19 protein-coding genes and 1 pseudogene are annotated in these 18,293 nt (G+C 45.3%); 6 read left to right on the top strand and 14 right to left on the bottom strand.

Annotated elements, in window-relative coordinates:
- Positions 1 to 74: 74 nt before the first annotated feature.
- Positions 75 to 1,538 carry a sigma-54-dependent transcriptional regulator gene (locus ACWQXP_RS02365; protein ID WP_454061233.1) on the bottom strand — a complete coding sequence of 488 codons (1,464 nt, stop codon included), beginning with the start codon at positions 1,536 to 1,538 and terminating at the stop codon, positions 75 to 77.
- A 301-nt stretch (positions 1,539 to 1,839) separates the two neighbouring features.
- Here ACWQXP_RS02365 and ACWQXP_RS02360 point away from each other — a divergent pair, with 301 nt between their 5' ends.
- A complete protein-coding gene (locus ACWQXP_RS02360; RefSeq protein WP_454061232.1) occupies positions 1,840 to 2,088 on the top strand; it encodes a hypothetical protein in 249 nt (82 codons plus the stop codon).
- 105 nt (positions 2,089 to 2,193) lie between these two features.
- On the opposite strand, the gene ACWQXP_RS02355 is transcribed toward ACWQXP_RS02360, so the two are convergent.
- The 8 genes from ACWQXP_RS02355 to moaC form a co-directional block, all read right to left on the bottom strand.
- Positions 2,194 to 2,898 (bottom strand): hypothetical protein, encoded by a 705-nt coding sequence (locus ACWQXP_RS02355; RefSeq protein ID WP_454061231.1) that lies wholly within the window; start codon positions 2,896 to 2,898, stop codon positions 2,194 to 2,196.
- The gene (locus tag ACWQXP_RS02350; protein ID WP_454061230.1) at positions 2,880 to 5,114 is read right to left on the bottom strand and encodes an LPS-assembly protein LptD; all 2,235 of its coding nucleotides are present in this window, start codon (positions 5,112 to 5,114) and stop codon (positions 2,880 to 2,882) included. The genes ACWQXP_RS02355 and ACWQXP_RS02350 overlap by 19 nt, the downstream gene beginning before the upstream one ends.
- 8 nt (positions 5,115 to 5,122) lie before the next feature.
- Positions 5,123 to 6,406, bottom strand: a complete 1,284-nt coding sequence (locus ACWQXP_RS02345; RefSeq protein WP_454061229.1) for a bifunctional folylpolyglutamate synthase/dihydrofolate synthase — start codon at positions 6,404 to 6,406, stop codon at positions 5,123 to 5,125.
- Positions 6,407 to 6,543: 137 nt separating this feature from the next.
- Positions 6,544 to 7,383, bottom strand: a complete 840-nt coding sequence (gene accD / locus ACWQXP_RS02340; RefSeq protein ID WP_454061228.1) for an acetyl-CoA carboxylase, carboxyltransferase subunit beta — start codon at positions 7,381 to 7,383, stop codon at positions 6,544 to 6,546.
- 502 nt (positions 7,384 to 7,885) lie between these two features.
- A complete protein-coding gene (gene moaA, locus ACWQXP_RS02335; RefSeq protein WP_454061227.1) occupies positions 7,886 to 8,950 on the bottom strand; it encodes a GTP 3',8-cyclase MoaA in 1,065 nt (354 codons plus the stop codon).
- A complete protein-coding gene (locus tag ACWQXP_RS02330; RefSeq protein ID WP_454061226.1) occupies positions 8,947 to 9,390 on the bottom strand; it encodes a molybdenum cofactor biosynthesis protein MoaE in 444 nt (147 codons plus the stop codon). Before ACWQXP_RS02330 ends, moaA begins: the two co-directional genes overlap by 4 nt.
- A 29-nt stretch (positions 9,391 to 9,419) precedes the next feature.
- The gene (locus ACWQXP_RS02325; protein ID WP_454061225.1) at positions 9,420 to 9,674 is read right to left on the bottom strand and encodes a MoaD/ThiS family protein; all 255 of its coding nucleotides are present in this window, start codon (positions 9,672 to 9,674) and stop codon (positions 9,420 to 9,422) included.
- Between the two features lie 32 nt (positions 9,675 to 9,706).
- Positions 9,707 to 10,201: a cyclic pyranopterin monophosphate synthase MoaC gene (gene moaC / locus ACWQXP_RS02320; protein ID WP_454061224.1), complete on the bottom strand. Its 495-nt coding sequence runs from the start codon at positions 10,199 to 10,201 to the stop codon at positions 9,707 to 9,709.
- A 209-nt stretch (positions 10,202 to 10,410) separates the two neighbouring features.
- On the opposite strand from moaC, the gene ACWQXP_RS02315 reads away from it, so the two are divergent.
- Entirely contained in the window at positions 10,411 to 10,761 is a 351-nt protein-coding gene (locus ACWQXP_RS02315; RefSeq protein WP_454061223.1) for a DsrE family protein, read from the top strand.
- A gap of 97 nt (positions 10,762 to 10,858) precedes the next feature.
- Here ACWQXP_RS02315 and ACWQXP_RS02310 read toward each other — a convergent pair whose 3' ends face one another.
- Positions 10,859 to 11,005, bottom strand: coding sequence for a hypothetical protein (locus ACWQXP_RS02310; RefSeq protein WP_454061222.1), 147 nt, complete (start codon positions 11,003 to 11,005; stop codon positions 10,859 to 10,861).
- 287 nt (positions 11,006 to 11,292) lie between these two features.
- On the opposite strand from ACWQXP_RS02310, the pseudogene ACWQXP_RS02305 reads away from it, so the two are divergent.
- The 3 genes and pseudogenes from ACWQXP_RS02305 to ACWQXP_RS02295 form a co-directional block, all read left to right on the top strand.
- A pseudogene (locus ACWQXP_RS02305) lies at positions 11,293 to 11,517 on the top strand (hypothetical protein); the annotation flags it as partial.
- 51 nt (positions 11,518 to 11,568) lie between these two features.
- Positions 11,569 to 12,849 (top strand): RNA-directed DNA polymerase, encoded by a 1,281-nt coding sequence (locus ACWQXP_RS02300; protein ID WP_454061221.1) that lies wholly within the window; start codon positions 11,569 to 11,571, stop codon positions 12,847 to 12,849.
- A 6-nt stretch (positions 12,850 to 12,855) separates the two neighbouring features.
- Positions 12,856 to 13,506, top strand: a complete 651-nt coding sequence (locus ACWQXP_RS02295) for an IS1595 family transposase (protein WP_454061220.1) — start codon at positions 12,856 to 12,858, stop codon at positions 13,504 to 13,506.
- Between the two features lie 839 nt (positions 13,507 to 14,345).
- On the opposite strand, the gene ACWQXP_RS02290 is transcribed toward ACWQXP_RS02295, so the two are convergent.
- Together ACWQXP_RS02290 and ACWQXP_RS02285 are read right to left on the bottom strand one after the other, a co-directional pair.
- Positions 14,346 to 14,675 (bottom strand): PIN domain-containing protein, encoded by a 330-nt coding sequence (locus tag ACWQXP_RS02290; RefSeq protein WP_454061219.1) that lies wholly within the window; start codon positions 14,673 to 14,675, stop codon positions 14,346 to 14,348.
- 76 nt (positions 14,676 to 14,751) lie between these two features.
- Complete coding sequence (locus ACWQXP_RS02285; protein WP_454061218.1) at positions 14,752 to 15,000, bottom strand: AbrB/MazE/SpoVT family DNA-binding domain-containing protein; 249 nt, start codon at positions 14,998 to 15,000, stop codon at positions 14,752 to 14,754.
- Between the two features lie 84 nt (positions 15,001 to 15,084).
- Here ACWQXP_RS02285 and ACWQXP_RS02280 point away from each other — a divergent pair, with 84 nt between their 5' ends.
- On the top strand, positions 15,085 to 15,279 hold the full coding sequence (locus ACWQXP_RS02280; RefSeq protein WP_454061217.1) for a hypothetical protein: 195 nt from the start codon (positions 15,085 to 15,087) through the stop codon (positions 15,277 to 15,279).
- A 144-nt stretch (positions 15,280 to 15,423) separates the two neighbouring features.
- Here the strand turns inward: ACWQXP_RS02280 and ACWQXP_RS02275 are convergent, their stop codons facing one another.
- Both ACWQXP_RS02275 and ACWQXP_RS02270 read right to left on the bottom strand, forming a co-directional pair.
- Positions 15,424 to 16,446, bottom strand: coding sequence for a D-alanine--D-alanine ligase family protein (locus ACWQXP_RS02275; RefSeq protein WP_454061216.1), 1,023 nt, complete (start codon positions 16,444 to 16,446; stop codon positions 15,424 to 15,426).
- Positions 16,443 to 17,471: a putative zinc-binding metallopeptidase gene (locus ACWQXP_RS02270; RefSeq protein WP_454061215.1), complete on the bottom strand. Its 1,029-nt coding sequence runs from the start codon at positions 17,469 to 17,471 to the stop codon at positions 16,443 to 16,445. Before ACWQXP_RS02270 ends, ACWQXP_RS02275 begins: the two co-directional genes overlap by 4 nt.
- Positions 17,472 to 18,293 lie beyond the last annotated feature (822 nt).

Raw genomic sequence — 18,293 nt, 5'->3', positions numbered from 1 at the left:
AACATCGTCTTTTTAGGGAATGGAAATATGAGAGAAAAAGGCAGAAGTCGAAGGGCTGGAAAATATCAAGTAGATTAAAAGGAAGTGACGGACTTCGTCTCTTGTCCGGTTCGATTCGCTACAATTTCGGCTAAGGATTTCTTTTTAAGTTTTTCAATCAAGGTCGTACGATTGATATGGAGTAATTGAGCCGCTTTACTTTTGACCCAATTCGTTCGTTCAAGTGCTTCAATAATCAAGCGATTTTCGAATTCTTCAACTGTACCTGAGAGATTGATCCCGCCAACTGGAATAGCGGCAGAGACATTGGCTGCTGACACGGCATGCGGAGATCGAATTTTCTCAGGGAGGTCAGCCAGATCAATTTGCCCATCGCGTTTCAAAATGGCCATCCGTTCAATGATATTTCCCAGTTCTCGAACATTTCCAGGCCATTGATAGCTACAAAGCAATGTCATCGCCTCTGGAGAAATTCCCGTTAATTTTGACGATCGTCTCTCATTAAATATATTCATGAAATGCTCAATCAACAACGGAATATCTTCTGAACGATGTCGTAAAGGCGGAACTACGATTGGGACCACATTGAGTCGATAGTAGAGATCTTCTCGAAATTGTTTGTTCGCAACCAACTCTTCCAAATCTTGATTGGTTGCAGCAATCACCCTGGCATCGGCCTTGTACGTTCGAGTGCCCCCCACACGCTCAAAAGTTTTTTCTTGTAACACACGGAGTATTTTTACCTGCAATGGTGGGCTTAAATCCCCGATTTCATCAAGAAAAATGGTCCCACCAGCTGCCAATTCAAATCGTCCAACCCTCGTGGCTACCGCCCCAGTGAAAGCCCCTTTTTCATGACCAAACAATTCACTTTCAAGCAATGCTTCCGGAATCGCTCCACAATTGACTGGGATCAAACACCCTTTTCTGCGATTACTATGGAAGTGTGTTGTTTGGGCAATCAACTCCTTTCCAGTCCCACTTTCTCCGAGAATTAATACTGTACTTTCAGCATCTGCGACACATTCAATGAGTCGAAATACTTCCTTCATCACCTCGCTCGAACTAATGAGATTCCCTAATCCAAATTGGCCTTTAACTGTTCGACGTAACTCGACATTTTCATTTCGTAAAGATTGAACGCGTAGCGCACTTTCGATCGTCGCGCTGAGCACTTCAACGGAAAAGGGTTTCTGCAAAAAATCAAAGGCTCCAGCTTTGATAGCCTTCACTGCCATCTCCACAGATCCAAAGCCTGTCATGACAATCGTGACCGGTTGCGATGGCAGATCTGCAATCTGTTCAACAAGTTCAATGCCATTAATGCCGGGGACCATCACATCAGTGAGAAGAATATCGAACGGCGATTGTTGCAACAGAGAGAACGCCTCGGTTCCCGACTCAGCTTCGACCACATGATGGCCTTCATCCTGAAGTTGCGCACTCAGGGCTTCTCGAACATCTTTTTCGTCTTCAACGAGCAAGATCTGTGCATGCGAAAGATTTTGCGTGGCCGCGTGTGTGTCAGAGGAGCCCATAAACCCTCCTAATTTCGATTCTTTTCACAGCAACTCTCTAAATTCTTAATCAAAACAACACTAATAGCAAGATAGCTAACATTATTTATGCAACAAAGGTCAAGTCGCCAGCAAGAATTCCCAGACAATTCAAGGCACTCTGACCGTCGAATCACCAAGCTCACCTCTCTGATTCAGGAAAACAAGGAGAAACTTACACTCTTCATGATTCCATATATATTTGATGAACTGAGTGCTCAGAGAACTCAAGAAGTAAACAAGACCGACCGAAAGGATTGATAGACCTCAGGAAAAACAGGGTATGCGATTCATTCCTGATTTGACGAAGGAGACCATGGTGCCAGAAAAAACCTCAATGCCCATTTTCATATTGTTTGATACGAAAACAGGGTATCTCTATGGGCATCTCTTCGCTACTGGTCCAGAAGATCCATTTTTGCATGAAGTTGTTGAATGGTGGGGAGCCCATTGCTCGACCAACCCTATCGGAGTTGATTACCCAGGACTTACCCAGGCAGGCCTCACGAATAACACCCTCTCCTCCAACTAACTCCTTCCAGTTCGAGACTTTTGAAATATGAAATGTGTCAGACTAATAAATAGTCGGCTGATTCCTTTATATGGTTTCCCTCTCGCATGTTGACTTCCTATTAGCTCATCGTAGTTCTGCCCAAATAGCAAGACCTGACCTGAAGAGTAATTGCCTATCATTGAAAGTCAGGATGATAATATTATCGTTCGCATGGCTTGTAATAATATCTTGGGAATGAGGCAGGTCTTTAGAGAAAAATCCGCCGGTAAATGCAGAAAATCCCAAGGCTTGATTTGCAGTAACCAGTACAGCAACATGATCCCTCACGATGACTTGTTGAAGCGTTTCCCGAGGACGAAGCTCCTGAACCTTCCATCGACCAATTTCTCCCTGAAAACCATAAATTCGTTGTTCACCGACAACCAGAATCAATCGTGGAGTGACGTACGACTTCACAACCTGTTCAGACACTTCTAATTCTAGTGGGCTCCAACGTTGCATCGTGCCGGAATACCCAAGCAGTCGAAGTGACGTTTGCACAAAACCCGTCACACCTTTCGCTTGAATATCGACGATATCTTCCCCTGCAGCCAATGGAATACGAGCAATACCTTCTCCACGGTGAATGCCCAATACTCGCCCCTTATTTACGGTGACTGCGACTTGGTCAGTGATACGCTCTTGAGACCAAACAGTTGAAAAAGGGTAAACCATTAAGAAACCCAAATTGACGATCACACCTATGGCAATCTGTTGCAGAACATTGCTTGTCACAACATCATATCTCACCTCAGGATTAATCATGCTGTTTAACGACGAGAGGACCATGGAACACCCCTGTCGTCACCAATGAACAATGGCCCCAAAATTGTGCTCATTAACTCCTGTCCGATTCCTGCCCCAGTCCATAAACCGGTGAGACTAAATAGAAAATTAAACTGTGTTCGATCCGGAAATTCAATGTAATACAATCCGAAGGAAAAACACCGACAAGGGTTTTGATAGAGTCCGACGATATCAAGTTCAGAGTTCTGATTTGTTCGAATATCACGATACACTTTCGCCCCAACGGACAGTCCCATCGGTAACCGAACTGCACCTCCTGCAGTCAAAAATGATATTTTTGGTTGAGGAACCAAGACCTCATTGAACGAAATAGAATTCCAAATATCACCCCGTCTCACTCGTGCGCCAGCACGCGTAAATCGCTGACCAACTTCAACGTACCAAGATTGATTGGCTTGTAGTCGAAAATCGGTATTCCATTGACTGAAATTTGAACGATTTGGGTCGTAAAATGCATCAACTGCAACTTGGAAATCTGAGAACACTTGCGTAAAACTCACAGGTCTATTGAACGTGGCACGTCCCCAAATATCAGAAAACCGCTTAGCAAGAGGTGGTGGATCGCCAACGTGATAACTTTGCGCAACTAGCAAATCAAGCCATGTGCCAGATCCACCAGTCATACTCTGTTCACTTAATCGCGAATTCAACGAATACGTTACCAGACTTTTTTTGATAAGATCATCCGTTGCATCAATCAGCACAAGTTCAGACTGATCGGTTGGAGGAACAAACTCGTAGATAACGCGCGGTTCAATTGAATGACGAAGTCGTGTCTGCTCATCAAGCCTAAAGCGTTTGGACAAATGTGTGTACGCCTCCAGCGCCGCCCAAAAGGTTTCTCGACTTTGTACCTTTTTTGACGTCTGCCCTCGTGTATAGGCTACTTCTCGAAATTTCACTTGCGGCTTAATACCCAACACATTTCCAAGATGAAGACCATTCAGCGACGCACCTGGCAAAAAATCCATACGACTAACTTGAAAGCCTTCTTCTCTAAAAAAGTGGACAAACGTGGAATCCATTCCTACGGCGAGCGGACTCCCAAACACCGAATAACTTGGGAATATATGTCCAATCTGGGGAAAGCGTTGAAATGTCATGCTCCCACCAGTTTCTAATGGTTGAAGATATTGCCCAAGGAGATACAAGCTTCCATGATCCAATCGTTGATTAATATTCAAGAGCGATTCTTGGCTGGGCAACGCCCGAAGAGTTCCAGCACTACTCAAATCCTGCAAGAACGAACGATCTGTAGAATAATTGACCAACAATTTCACAGAAAGGTCTGGATTCACTTCCTGGATATGAACACCATTGATATCGGCACGCCCCCGACTTTGCTGAGTATCGTATAAGGTACTGACCAACCAGCTACCTTGAGACCGCTGATTAAGAATATACCGGTATTCAAAATCACTTCCTCCTCCACGTTTGCTGAGAATGAGCGGAGACACGGTCACATCCTGACTAGGGTTGATCGCCCAAAAAAAACTTTGTTGGTAGCGAAATCCAAACACATTGTCGACTCCGACTGATGGAATCAATAATCCAGTTTTTCGGTTACTTCCTAGAGGGTAACGAAAAGTGGGAAGGGGGATAATCGGAACATCATTAATGTTAAACCAGACACCTTTTCCATAAAGACTGTCATCCCAATCGAAGTCCATATCCTGAAACGTAAACCGCCATGCGGGCACCTCTCCGTCTTTTGCATCACAGTTGGTAAACGATCCATCTTGAGCGCGATAGTGTGTTTCTGAAAATCTACGAAGTCGTTGCCCGGTGATGAAGGAATTTTTCTCTCGCATAAAGACATCTCCATCGGTAATAACCCCGGCTTCGGTGTTGAGATTCAAGTCTAACTGCTCAGACCACACATCCGTATTCCGATCGCGCAGATACACGTGCCCCTCGGCGAATAAATCTCCAGAAAGTTTATGGAGCGTGACATGATCTGCAGTGAGACGAATGGGACCTTGAATGACGACGACCGATCCCTCGGCGTCATAGACTTCTGTTGCCTGATTATAGTCAAGCTTGTCAGCGGTAAGCTCGACAGGAGAAGACGCAGAGGAGGACTGCTGCGCGGACTCTGGACTTGTATCTTGTGCTCTCACCTGTACGGAAAAGAAAAGACTGACCAACACCGCCATCACTGAAAACCAATGTCGAAAATACCTCAATCTACAGCTCACAAGAATACTCATGTCGATGAGGACGACTGACTAGTTTTGAGGAGATGTCTCACTTCACCAACCAGGAACAACGAACCGGTCACGCAAATCACATCAGAAGATTTCGCCAATTGTTTCGCGAACTTCAAAGCCTCGGCCAGTTGAGGGGTTTCGTTCAACGTAAAATGTCCCTCTGGTACATGCTGCCTTAGTTCATGCACTGTCGCTGCCCTCGTCATGGACATTTCAGTCAGAATCAAGTGATCGACAAACGGACACACCAATTTCAAAAATTTGGCACAATCTTTATCCCGCATCATGGCCAATACAACAATCAGTCGAGCGTCATCTTTATGAAGCATCGGTACCAGGGCATCAACCAAAACCTTACCTGCTGCAGGATTGTGAGCCCCATCAATAATCAGACGTGGATGATCTTCCAGTATCTCCAATCTTCCCGGCCACACCACCTGCGAAAGCGCCATTCGTATCATTGCCTCCTGAATATTTAATCCCCTCCTACTCACATGTTCCAATAATGCTATGGCACAACCGGCATTGTTCATTTGATGATTCCCGAGGAGAGAACAATAAAGGTGAGAAAAGTGTGTCTCGATTCCTTCATAGCGAAACCTTTCACTAGGTTCATGGAAAACGTGAAACTCCGTTCCTAACCCATAACACGGCGCCTGACGAGAAGACGCCACCTCTCGAATCACAGTCTCGGCTTCTACAGGCATGTCGCCCAAAATAACTGGGGTGTCGGGTTTAATAATACCCGCTTTTTCAAAAGCAATTTCAGAGAGTGTCAAACCGAGGTAGGATTCGTGATCATAGGAGATAGAAGTAATCACAACACCCAGAGGAGTGAGGACATTGGTCGCATCAAACCGTCCACCCATTCCCACTTCGACAACGGCAATATCGACCGCTTCATCAGCAAAGTACTGAAAGGCGATAGCTGTCGTAAATTCAAAAAATGTGAGGGCAATGGGAATTGTTGATTGAACCTGTTGAGTGAGGGCAACCACTTGATTTTCCGAGATCAACTGTTCATTGACCCGAATACGTTCTCGAAAATCAACCAGGTGAGGTGAAGTATAGAGACCGACTCTATACCCTGCGACCTGAAGAATTTTGGCCAGAATCGCCGCAGTCGAACCTTTACCATTTGTTCCACCAACGTGTAGAGTCTTGTAGCGATGCTGAGGATTTCCTAAGGCGTGTAATGCTGATCCAATCGACTCAAGACCAAGCTTAATCCCATGCCGATACAAACTATAAAGAAACTCCGTCGTATCTTTATAGTCCATGACACGTCACAAAATAGCTATCGTTGAAAAAGGCTATCGTTGAAAAAGGCTATCGTTGAAATACCGCGAGCATCGTATGATGACGCGTTCAGATAAGAAGATGGCCAACCCACACCTGATCACATGAGGGTCGTTTCTTACACCATCATGTGATGTAATAACATCTGCATTTCAGTCTTGAGATTTTTCCGAGGGACAATCCGATCAATCATACCATGCTCAAGGAGAAACTCCGCACGTTGAAATCCCTCTGGCAACCGCTGTTTAATCGTTTGCTCAATCACCCGAGGTCCGGCAAATCCAATTAACGCCTTAGGTTCGGCTAAAATAATATCTCCTAACATCGCCACACTTGCCGTTACACCGCCAAATGTCGGATCTGTGAGCAGAACAAAAAATGGGAGGCGAGCCTCATGAAATCGAGCAAGAGCCGACGCTGTTTTGGCCATCTGCATCAGGGAAAGTGCCCCCTCCTGCATGCGAGCGCCACCGGATGTCGTAATCAACAGAAACGGCATTCGTGCTTGTAACGAACGATCAATCCCACGGCAAATTTTTTCACCGACGACCGACCCCATACTTCCACCCATAAATCGGAAATTAAAGATTCCTATACCGAGACTATGCCCGCCAATGGCACATTTACCGACAACAATGGCTTCTTTTTTCCCGGTTTTCTGTTGCGCGGCAAAGAGCCGATCTGAATATGAAACGGTATCAACAAATTCGAGAGGGTCTTCAGGAACCAAATCCTCGTCCCATTCTTCGAGAGACTCTTGATCGATCAGAAGCTCAATGCGCTCTTCCACCGATAACGGGAAATGATAATCACATTTCGGACACACCTTCAGATTTCGATCAACTTCTTTTGCATAGATAATTGCCCGACACAAGTTGCATTTGAGCCACATCCCCTCAACTACTTTTGATGACTTTTCGTTATCGTCCGTCGATTTTTGGCGTTTAAACCATCCCATGACGACTCCTTCTTACTCAAGGCTCTATAGTTAGAATGGTGTGATGGATCCCGATGGTTCAGATATGCTTAACCGTCTGTCGTGTCTCTCGCGGAACATGCCACCAATGATCCCAGAGCAACCACGAATTGTACTCGTTGAATAGTTATAGCAAATCCAAATACGTTCCAGCTGAGGCATATCAATTAACTTCGCGCGATTATTCGCTTCAAACAACGGAAATTATTTGAAATGGCCATAACCGGCAGTCTGCACCTTATCATAGGACCAATGTCCCAGCAAGAAAGATATCCATAACAAAAAAATTAGATTCTGAGAGCGGTAAAGGAATACATGACGTGAAGCATCAGTCGCCATGATTTATCGCTCTAGATTTTCGCGTTATTCATATTTCCCGATTAGACAAAAAGAAGAGAACGTGTAGGTTGTTCACACAAGAACAATCGTATAGAAAGGCAGGAAGATATATGAGGAGAGTAAAGGCCCAATCATAGGCGACTTATCAACCACCACGCGCATGCATTTCCAGATGAGGATCTTGTCGAAGGCGCTCAATTTCAACAAACCGCCCTCGAGTATCGACGCGCTCAAGCTCTTTACGTTCTTCCGCGCCGCGATCAGCTCGAGCTTGCCAGGTTGACTCAAGCAATGCCCTCAATTCCTTTTCTGTTGCGCCATCACGTAACGGCTGCCTCAAGTCAATACCCGTCTTGGCATAAAGGCATAAATACCACAGACCATCTGCCGTCAGACGGCTACGATCACAGGTCGAACAAAATGGAAGCGTCGTTGAGGCGATGATTCCAAATCGGGTTCCATCAGACAGTCGAAATCGCTTAGCTGGAGCCCAGGAATCTTCAATGATTGGTTCAATAAGTCCGTAATGTTGGCTTAATATCTGTAAAATACTCTCACAGGATAAGACCTTATCAGCAGACCAATCAGTCGCACCACCAACATCCATGTATTCGATAAATCGAACTTCTCCATCAACGTCTTTCCCAAATTCAATGAGGTCGATCAACTCGTCATCATTAATTCCCTGCATCGCCACCGTGTCAAGCTTTAAGTCTTGAAATCCGATTGCCCTGACCGTATCGATTCCATCAAGAACCTGCGAAAACGTATTGCGTTTCGTCAGCGCTTTAAACCGGTCAGCCTTTAACGTATCAAGACTCACAGTAACCCGGTGCAGCCCAGCCTCATAGAGTGATTGAGCTTGCTCCTTCAGCAGAATGCCATTCGTAGTCACCGCAATGTCTTTAATTTTAGAATTTTGACGAAGCAAAGAAATTAATGCGGGAAGATCTTTTCTGAGTAGCGGTTCTCCACCCGTGATACGAACTTTATCGACGCCCAGAGAGGTAAAGATGTTGGTCAGCCTGACGATTTCTTCAAACGTCAACAAGGTTTCCCGTGGCAGCCAGACATATTCTTCTTCCGGCATACAATACTGACAACGAAGGTTGCACCGATCCGTCACTGAGACACGTAACGCTCGAAGTGGACGTCCCAATGTGTCGACAGCCAAACGTGGAGATTCGCCTAGTTGATTCGATGTGATCATGGGTGTTCTTCAACCCAGACTTCGCCTTCCGGCGTCTCTTCCAATTTCCAAATAGGCGTAATTTTCTTCAATTCATCAATACACCATTCACACGCCTTAAAAGCATCGGCACGATGCTCGGCCCCGACAACAATCAAGACAATATTATCGCCAATATTCATGGCACCATATCGATGAAGGATCAACACTTCAATGACATCAAAATCATGTAACGCGCGTTCTCGAATTTCGCGAAGAGTTTTTTGCGCCATGCCTTCGTAATGTTCAAAAGTCAGAAGACTGACATCGCGACCTTTGGAGCGGTCACGCGCGGTTCCCAAGAACGTCGAAATCCCGCCAATACGAGTTGATCGTGCGCGCACGCGATCGATTTCTTGATCGACGGAAAAGTCCTCAGCCTGCACTCGAACCAGCATCGTTTCTTCAGTTCTAACAGCCATAGGGGGCATCCTCCGTTAAAATTCACTCACTAGGAACCACCGGCAAATGGAGGCAACAAGGCCACTTCATCCGCCGTAGAAATCACAGTATCTGGATGAGAAATTTCATGATTGACCGAAATCAAGACCTTCTTCTTTGAAACTAAGTCTCCAATCTCCGGATACTTAGCTTGCAAAATCTCAATAAGATCCTTAACTGTCAGGCCATCAGCAAATTCAATCGATAACTCTTTTTGTTGTTGGGCTAATGTTTTCACCATCCCGAAAAGTTTAATAGAAAGCATAAAGTTTCGACAAGTATGTTCGTATCATTAAATTAACTTGAGCGCGTATACATTCCGGACTTTCCCCCTGATTTCGAAAGCAGGCAGACGTCGCCAAAACTCATCCCCTTATCAATAGCCTTACACATATCATAAATGGTCAAGGCTGCCACAGACACCGCCGTCATGGCTTCCATCTCCACTCCCGTTCCGCCAGTCGTTTTCACCGTCGCAAAAATGGCAATCGAGCAACGACCAGACACATCAGGCTGTGGGTCCTCTTTAAAGTCAATATCCACATTCGTCAGGAGCAGCGGATGACACATGGGGATCAAGTCTGGCGTGCGCTTGGCGGCCATGACTCCGGCAACTTGCGCTACAGCCAACACATCGCCTTTGGCAATCTGACCTTCTTGAATTTTCTTGAGTGTTTCAGGTAAGACCAACACTTTCCCTTGAGCTGTGGCAATCCGTTCGGTTGAGGTCTTGTTCGTCACATCGACCATGCGTGCACGTCCAGCTTCATTAAAATGAGTCAATTCAGCCATAACACCCTTGTGCCATCAGGAAAAAGACCGCTTGCGATACGATCAAGCCATTGAACAACGATAGATTTTCGTAAGAACATCAACATTATAGAAGTGGCCTAAAAACATCGTCAAGCAAAGGGCCAAGTTTCCGGCGCTTGACAGCCCCACTGGTTCCACGTAGATTCACCGATCAACCATTTCTTTCACTGTAAACCCACACGACACCTATGGCACTTGAGCTTCCAGCAGAGCTTTCTTTGAAAGGGAAGAAACTCGGCATTCTCCTCTCGACTCCACCGGAAAACGAGAACGCCCACACCGTCACTCGACTCGGAGAAGAAGCCCTCAGCGCCGGAGTGGATGTGTACCTGTATTTAATCGATGAAGGTGTCAAAAATCTTCAAAACCCTCCCCTACTCAAACTCGCTTCATCAGGAGCCAAATTCTTTGTCTGTGCCTACGGCTGTCAACAGCACAACGTCTCGACCGAAGGCTACCCCAAAGAAGTCACCTTCTGCGGACTCGTTGTCCTCTCAAACATCATCACCGGATGTGACCGGTTTTTGGCATTTAACTAGAGTCATAACCCGAAAATGCTTACACAATTGATGTAACCTCTCCTCTTTCTGGGGCTGAATCCCTCTGCCCAGTTTTTTTTATTATGTGGTAACTCAATTACGTTTTAACGACGTGGTAAATACTGTCATGACACATGCGTTTGACGCCATCTTCAAAGGCTTTCGCCATTTTGCCAGGATCAAACCACCCCACAAAATCTTCACCACAACATCCAACCCACCAACAAAATTTCAACATTAACATATATGTACTTTTCAGTAAGTGTTTAGTAGCATGGCGCCTGAAATCACAGTCAGAACTTCTGCATCTAGCAAAGACAAGAAAAAATCAAATAATTAGAATGGGAAGTTGTATTATGCTACTCCAAGCACTAACCCTTATCTTTGAGCCATTCATGTCAGAGTCCACAAATAGAAAATCAGCACAATTCGACGTTTATTGACATTACTGAGGATGACAAAACGATGCTGTCAAAGTTGAGAGGAGTTTCTTCCGAAACCTCTGGAGCCCTAAATTGAGGTTTATCCAGTATGGCAAATTCTGAGGCGCAAACCCGCGCAGAACTCATTGACAAACAGCTGGAAGGATCAGGCTGGAATGTCAAAGATCCTACGCAAGTGGTTGAAGAGTTCGACATTCTGACGTTGCCCTTAGAAAGGGTTGCCGAGCCACGTACACGGTATGAGGGACACCAGTTCAGCGATTACGTCCTACTTGGGAAAAATGGGAAACCCCTTGCTGTGGTTGAGGCCAAATGGGATTTATCGCATATGTTGTTGGATTCAATGCAATGAAATCACGAAAGAATGCACGAAGAGCACGAAAAAACTGTCGAGGGCTATGAAATGAGTGAGCAAAAGGCTACGAATAATACTCATCAACAATCAAGAGTGTCAGTACTTGAACGCTCTCATGCTGATGCTTGCAGGTTTTTCTTGAAAGCGGAAAGTTATTGCAGTCTTGATCTGCCACCATATCTTGTCTTTGATAACCTTATAACTGATGTCAATAAGGTTTTGAGTGGCAAGAAGCTATCCGACTTGATAGAGAAGAACAACGCCAGAGACCGTGAGGATATTAATTACACCATCTTTAATAACAAAGATGGTAAGTATGCCTGGCGGCCGTTCCAGCTCATCCACCCTGCCTTGTATGTTTCTCTTGCACATCGAATTACAGAAAAAAATAACTGGAAGCTTATTTGTGATCGCTTCAAGGAGTTTTCTATTAACGACAAGATTCGCTGTCTTAGCTTGCCAGTTACTTCTCTGTCAGATGAAAAAGATAAGGCTGAACAGGTATCGCATTGGTGGCAAGAGGTTGAGCAAAAATCGATTGAGCTATCGTTGGACTATGAGTATCTTCTGGAAACGGATATCACGGATTGCTACGGCTCTATTTATACGCATTCTATCGCCTGGGCGCTTCATACAAAGAAGAAAGCGAAAGAAAAGAAAAAGAACAACGACTTGATAGGGAATGTGATTGATTCCCACATTCAAGACATGTGTCATGGACAAACCAACGGTATTCCTCAAGGTTCGGCGTTGATGGACTTTTTCGCAGAGGAAGTTCTTGGCTATGCCGACCTAAAGCTTTCAGAAAAAATCAAACAGCAATCCATTGATGATTACTTCATTCTACGATACCGCGATGACTATCGTATCTTTACCAACAATCCGCAAGTTGGAGAGAAGATTGTAAAGCTTCTTACGGAGACCCTCATTAATCTTGGCTTGAAGTTGAGTCCATCAAAAACAAAAGTCAGTAGCAATGTGGTTCGTGCTTCGATTAAGAGCGACAAATTGGCCTGGATTTGTAGGAAGAACTCAATAAGGAACCTTCAGAAACATTTGCTAATTATTCATGACCACGCAATGCACTTTCCAAATGCTGGAAGTGTAGTGATTGCATTGGGCAAGTACCACAAGCGAATTGAAAAACAGAGAACATCGATTGAGCAGCCGATGCCGTTGGTTGCTATTGTTGTTGATATCGCTTGCCGCAATCCAAGAACTTATTCGATTTGCGCCGCTATCCTTAGCAAACTTTTAGGGGCTGTCGTAGATAACGAAGACTATCTATGATGGCGTATGAGCGTAAAGCGTTGCAAATTAACGAAGAAAACGCAAAGAAAGCTTCTTGAGTTTTTTGTGTTGGAAGTCACGGCTCGTGCGGCCGCAGACCTTCTGGCGCTTCAGGCGAATACGACGACGTTGTTTTATCGAAAAGTTCGAGTGCTCATTGCGGAGAAACTCGAGGCCGCCGCCTCAGAGGTCTCGGGAGAGATTGAGTTGGATGAAAGCTATTTTGGTGGAGTTCGGAAAGGCAAGCGTGGACGAGGGGCGGCAGGAAAAGTTCCGGTGTTTGGCATCCTAAAACGAGGTGGGAAGGTCTATACTCAGATTATTGCTAACACGCGTACCGACACACTGATGCCGATTATCCGCCGTAAAATCCAGCCTGATAGCATTGTGTACACCGATAGCTATCGTTCGTACAATGCCTTAGATATCTCCGAATTTAAGCATTACCGGATTAATCATTCTGCCGTGTTTGCAGAGGGACGCAATCATATCAATGGGATTGAGAATTTCTGGAACCAAGCCAAACGTGTGTTACGCAAATATAATGGCATTCCGGCCAAGCACTTCTACTGGTTCCTAAAAGAATCAGAATTCAGATTTAATTATGGGTCCCACCACCAACAATTTATCACCCTGAAACGGTGGTGCAGGTTATAACTAATCTACGACAGCCCCAACTTTTAAGCTTCATTAAAACAGATGAAGAAAAGAAGAAAGTCATAGAAAGAATTAAACGTAAGTTCTCTCAAATTCCAAATACAGGGCATATGGATATCTGGCTTCAGCGCGTAACTCTGCCACTCACCAAAGATATACACTATCATGAACCTATATGTGAATTGGTCAATGGTGTGAGTACTAAGATATGGAATGTCGATTGGATTTCTGCAGCTTCACTAAAGGAGGCTGTGAATGCTAGGAATCTTGTTGACATGAAGGTGTTGAGAGAGATCGAACCAATAATTCCGTCTGAGGAGGTTGAGCTTTTTATCACCAAGGCCACAGATGGATATTATTCATGAGATAAACAAAGCTCGTGACAAGTTCCGTGCCTTTCGTAGTTGAAATGTCGGTGGTTTGGACGGGTAACTATAATACTTACAAGGAATTAAGGAGCGTCTGTTGTTGTGGAATGACGGAAGGTAGTGGCTCATACATCTTCTTGATGAGTGGCAGGAAGATGGCCGCTCACCTGACAATTATCTACAAACATTTTCCCGGCAAGCCGGCAAAAGCCGGTTCACCGACTGCAACTTCCTAAAACAGGCCTTCCTTGAAGGCTGCGGTCGCGCAGGCCTGTTTACCTCGAACAGCGAGGGGTCTTGAAGAGGTAGTTCTAAGTATTAACAAAATTCCTATGTCAGAGAATGGTGGTCATTTCTTGATGTAGCCGCCGTTACTTTGGTGCCGCCTGCTTATCTTGCGCTACGTGACCACGCTTGGACTTGTCGATGATGTTCATTCCTAACATAGATTTTGAGAGAAAGGGGAGATGTTCACGGCTCCATAATGTCGAGCCAGGGGATACGATTAAAGTGTCGACGGTCATACGTGTAAATATGCTTGATGGCGATATCCTTCAAAAAATAGGCATGATATGCATCAATGAAATCGATATTTTCGCGAACATAAAGATCCAGTGCCATGAGCACAAGGTGGGCTTCGGGACATTCCAGATTCGGTGTGTTTAAAATTTTCTCGACTTTTGATGCAATTTCTTCTTTACCAAGTTTATAAAATGACTCTAAGGTCCATATGATTTCGGCAAAGACTAAAAGGCTGGTTGTTAACGTGATGCCTCCCTTGACCGCCTTGCGAAAGAGCACTTCCGCACGTTTGGCTCTCTGGGATCATCATTGGTCAGGAATCGAAGGAACACGTTGGTATCGACGAATCGTTTCGTCACAAGTGAGAAACCTTTGTCGAGCGTACTTGTTTGACGGATTGGCGGATTTTTTCAAAGTCCTCCGGATGTCGGGTGGCTTTAATCGAACCCTTCAGATCGAGGATCGTTCCACGTATCACTTTCAGGATGATCTCTTCACCTTTGACGACGAAAAACACTTGATCACCCTCTTTGACTTCCAAGCGGTCTCGAATTTCCTTCGGGATGGTGACCCGGCCTTTTCTGGTCATCGTTGATGTTGACATGCCCCCTTTATCGCACAGAAACTTCAAATAGAAAAGGCTTGGAGCCTCTATCCCGATGATTTGTTCGCGTCATTTGACCTGGCCATGGCTTATAATGAAACTGCCAGAAAGACTCAAGAAGACTTCTGTTCATCGGGTAAAGGGGTTCTTTCATCGGCAGAGCGAGCGGTGAAGATACAGGAAACTTCTTCGGCAAATTTACCAGATCATGCGGCAAAAGCCTTAACTCATTACATGCCATGGCTCATTGAGCAACCTCAATTGGCTTCCTGCAAATGATCAATACATGGAGACAGATTTATTTTACGGAATATATTGAACGAGAAAAGCCATCGGTAACGATGTATGACGAAATGTGAGAAGTGCAACGCAAGAAGAATGAATTTCGAGAATTGCTTGGCGTACGGGCATGATAACATGCGGCTATCGCACATTCTCAGGTTTCCAGCGTAACCCAAGATTGAGGACGCGTTGTAAAAGGTTCTCATAGGAGAGCCCAGCGCGTTCTGCTGATTCGGCTAAATCTTCGCCAAAGGCAATCTGGGCATTTGGGTTGGCTTCCAGAAAATAGAGCTTGCCATCGCTTGTTAAACGAAAATCCAAACGCGCATACCCATTGAGCCCCAAAATACCATAAGCTTTCCTAGCCAAACGTTGAATCTTGCCGGTCATCGATTTGCTCAGCCCCTTTGCCTCCTGTGAGGTAATACCATATTTTTTTTGATACTTCACGCTCCACTTCACTCGCTGCGTCGCGACTCGGTGAACATCATCCGGCAGATTTTTGAGAATTAATTCCCAAACCGGAAAAACCTGCAGCCGCTTATTTCCAAGCACTCCAACATAGAGCTCTCGCCCTTCGATAAACTCCTCAACAATAGCACTGCTGCCAATACTGTCATGGATAAACTTCACCCGCTCTTCAAGCTTCTCTGTATCGTCAACAATGGAAGCTTGAGAAATTCCCAGTGAGGCTTCTTCAGAGATGGATTTCACAATCACGGGAAATGGAATCTCATCAGTCCATTTGACCAGGCGACCGAGAGAAAACACCACAAACTTCGGGCATAGAATGCCGTGATAAGTGAGAATTTTTTTTGACCAGCCTTTATCTCGGGTCAACACCATGCCACGTGGGTTACACCCCGTATACGGAACTCCAACCAATTCGAGATATGACACGACATTTTGATCAAAACCTCCGAACCCGTTGAACTCTTCAAGCAAATTAAAGGCTATGTGTGGCTTAAAATCTGCGACGGCTTCTCGAAGGACATCTAATTCATCTCGCACACCGACCACTCTTACATCATGCCCCATGTCCCGGAGGGTCGTAATGACATCAAACTCCGTTTTCCATTCCACCGTAGCCAGGTCAACGCCTTCAAGATTGACTGGAGGAACCAAATCTTCGTGCATGAGAGTCAGGACGCGAAGCTTTCTCATAGAACGACTCGATGCTGTCCACCATGAAGATAATTCATCGTCTGCACGGTGACCAGAATGGTAAAGTCCAATCTAGCGTGTTCTTCCGGAACCGTAAGACGCAACTGCCGCTCTCGACAATGTTCGATAATATCTTTTAACACTTGATCAATGGTGTATTGATATTCCCCAGTCCAATCCGCCACCTTCCGACGAATCTCTTTTCGAAAACGCCGAATAAAACTCGCAGCGGTTGGATAGTGCTGATATTCCTTCGCATTGGAAAACAATCGTTGAATATCACGATCGTAAAAGTTTGGATAGTCCAATCCATATCGTTCCCGTTTCTGTTGATAGTGCTCACCAAGTGTCTTACGAAGCGCCGGAAGCGGATCAAGCCGTTGCTTGATCTTCACAGGCGGAACCACGCCAGCCAGTTCGGTCATTAAACAATCCATATATTTCAACTTTCGCAGTGCTGGCCATCCCGCATACCGCTCTCTCCAATCGGACCCAGGGGTTAACCACACGGCAAACGTCTCGGCGAAATCTTCATCCGGATGACTCTGGGCGTACCAGGTATCGAGATGCAACACAAAACTCTTACTGTAGGGTTTCGGCAGATAACAGTCTGGATAAGGTTGCGATGTATTACCAAAGAGCTGTTGCCGTTGATGACGCCGGCGCAACCGATACGCATTTTCAATCGCATGGCCGGCTTCATGTCGAAGTATCCGCATACACCATTCAGGTGTGCCACCTTCGACCTCCAACATCTGACTCTGCTCTAATTTGGCTAATCGTGGATGACTCATATAAAACGGGATGGCAATGCCAGGAATACCATCGGGAGAATACCAATCATCCGACAACCAACAATGCGGACGGAACTGTAATTTATTGGCCGCAAGTTCCTGGTGAAGCTGCTTAATCAATTTGGCGAGGGGAGTACCCTTAATTTGAACATGAAGATCACATAGACGCAACTTCAGTAATTGTTCATCAGACCAATTCACCCATTCAGGTTCATGATTCTTGTCGTTCATCGTCAAGACTCCCCGGCACCCATTTTTTCTAGAACCTTCGACAGCATTACAAATATGTTATGTCAGAAATGATCTCAAGACAAATATATTTTCTGTGCGTTTTCAGCATGTTGCCGAGTAACAGCTGAAACTTCTCGTCGTGCACCAGTCTCATCACAATCAGATCAAATGGGTGCAACCAAAATCCGACAACCTTGTGCTCTAGCATAAGAGAGTCTGACTGTGGTAGCTTTGGGCTTATTTCTCGTGGCAACAGATGAGGCAAAACTCAGCGGTCCTTGTTCTTTTTCAAAGAATTTTTCTTTATTCATTTATTGCGTGTAGTGTTTTTCAAGGAAAGGGATATCTCCATGCGAAGTTGTGAGAAATGTGAAGGCACGATGACTCTAGATCGTGAAGTCGATATGGAAGCCGGCATGGCCTTAATGGTTTTCGTCTGCATTAACTGCGGTCGACGCAAACAAGCGGAGCAAGCACCAAATCCTCTCGTGCGGACATGATGTTTTGAAATAAACCATGCCTATGATCGCTTATCACTCAAAGCGAGTTTCAATAGACACCTTGCTCCATCTGTTTACTGAGACACGACAACACAACAGCAATGGTCATCCTGGGTTTTATCTACTGACATGCGTACCGACCAGTCTTATCACGAGATAAAACCCAGCGACCAACCTTCATCTTCCCTCAAACGCCTCACACAATCTTTATTATTGCCCAACAATCATTTCCACAAATCTTCCTATGTCGTCTAGGTCTCTGGATTGAGAATTTAGGCCTGCGAAAACAACACCCCCATGCGGTCACCGTTGAAGCACGCAT

It is taken from the genome of Candidatus Nitrospira salsa (assembly GCF_965152625.1).
This window is presented reverse-complemented; position numbering and strand designations above follow the sequence as displayed.

Bases quoted from the DNA above. Each gene is read 5' to 3' on its own strand.
- ACWQXP_RS02285 (WP_454061218.1), bottom strand. From the start codon at position 15,000: ATGTCAACATCAACGATGACCAGAAAAGGCCGGGTCACCATCCCGAAG.
- moaC (WP_454061224.1), bottom strand. From the start codon at position 10,201: ATGGCTGAATTGACTCATTTTAATGAAGCTGGACGTGCACGCATGGTC.
- ACWQXP_RS02365 (WP_454061233.1), bottom strand. From the start codon at position 1,538: ATGGGCTCCTCTGACACACACGCGGCCACGCAAAATCTTTCGCATGCA.
- ACWQXP_RS02300 (WP_454061221.1), top strand. From the start codon at position 11,569: ATGCACGAAGAGCACGAAAAAACTGTCGAGGGCTATGAAATGAGTGAG.
- ACWQXP_RS02355 (WP_454061231.1), bottom strand. From the start codon at position 2,898: ATGGTCCTCTCGTCGTTAAACAGCATGATTAATCCTGAGGTGAGATAT.
- ACWQXP_RS02270 (WP_454061215.1), bottom strand. From the start codon at position 17,471: ATGAACGACAAGAATCATGAACCTGAATGGGTGAATTGGTCTGATGAA.
- ACWQXP_RS02315 (WP_454061223.1), top strand. From the start codon at position 10,411: ATGGCACTTGAGCTTCCAGCAGAGCTTTCTTTGAAAGGGAAGAAACTC.
- ACWQXP_RS02295 (WP_454061220.1), top strand. From the start codon at position 12,856: ATGAGCGTAAAGCGTTGCAAATTAACGAAGAAAACGCAAAGAAAGCTT.
- ACWQXP_RS02360 (WP_454061232.1), top strand. From the start codon at position 1,840: ATGCGATTCATTCCTGATTTGACGAAGGAGACCATGGTGCCAGAAAAA.
- ACWQXP_RS02345 (WP_454061229.1), bottom strand. From the start codon at position 6,406: ATGGACTATAAAGATACGACGGAGTTTCTTTATAGTTTGTATCGGCAT.
- ACWQXP_RS02280 (WP_454061217.1), top strand. From the start codon at position 15,085: ATGGCTTATAATGAAACTGCCAGAAAGACTCAAGAAGACTTCTGTTCA.
- ACWQXP_RS02310 (WP_454061222.1), bottom strand. From the start codon at position 11,005: ATGTTAATGTTGAAATTTTGTTGGTGGGTTGGATGTTGTGGTGAAGAT.
- ACWQXP_RS02325 (WP_454061225.1), bottom strand. From the start codon at position 9,674: ATGCTTTCTATTAAACTTTTCGGGATGGTGAAAACATTAGCCCAACAA.
- moaA (WP_454061227.1), bottom strand. From the start codon at position 8,950: ATGATCACATCGAATCAACTAGGCGAATCTCCACGTTTGGCTGTCGAC.
- ACWQXP_RS02330 (WP_454061226.1), bottom strand. From the start codon at position 9,390: ATGGCTGTTAGAACTGAAGAAACGATGCTGGTTCGAGTGCAGGCTGAG.
- ACWQXP_RS02275 (WP_454061216.1), bottom strand. From the start codon at position 16,446: ATGAGAAAGCTTCGCGTCCTGACTCTCATGCACGAAGATTTGGTTCCT.
- accD (WP_454061228.1), bottom strand. From the start codon at position 7,383: ATGGGATGGTTTAAACGCCAAAAATCGACGGACGATAACGAAAAGTCA.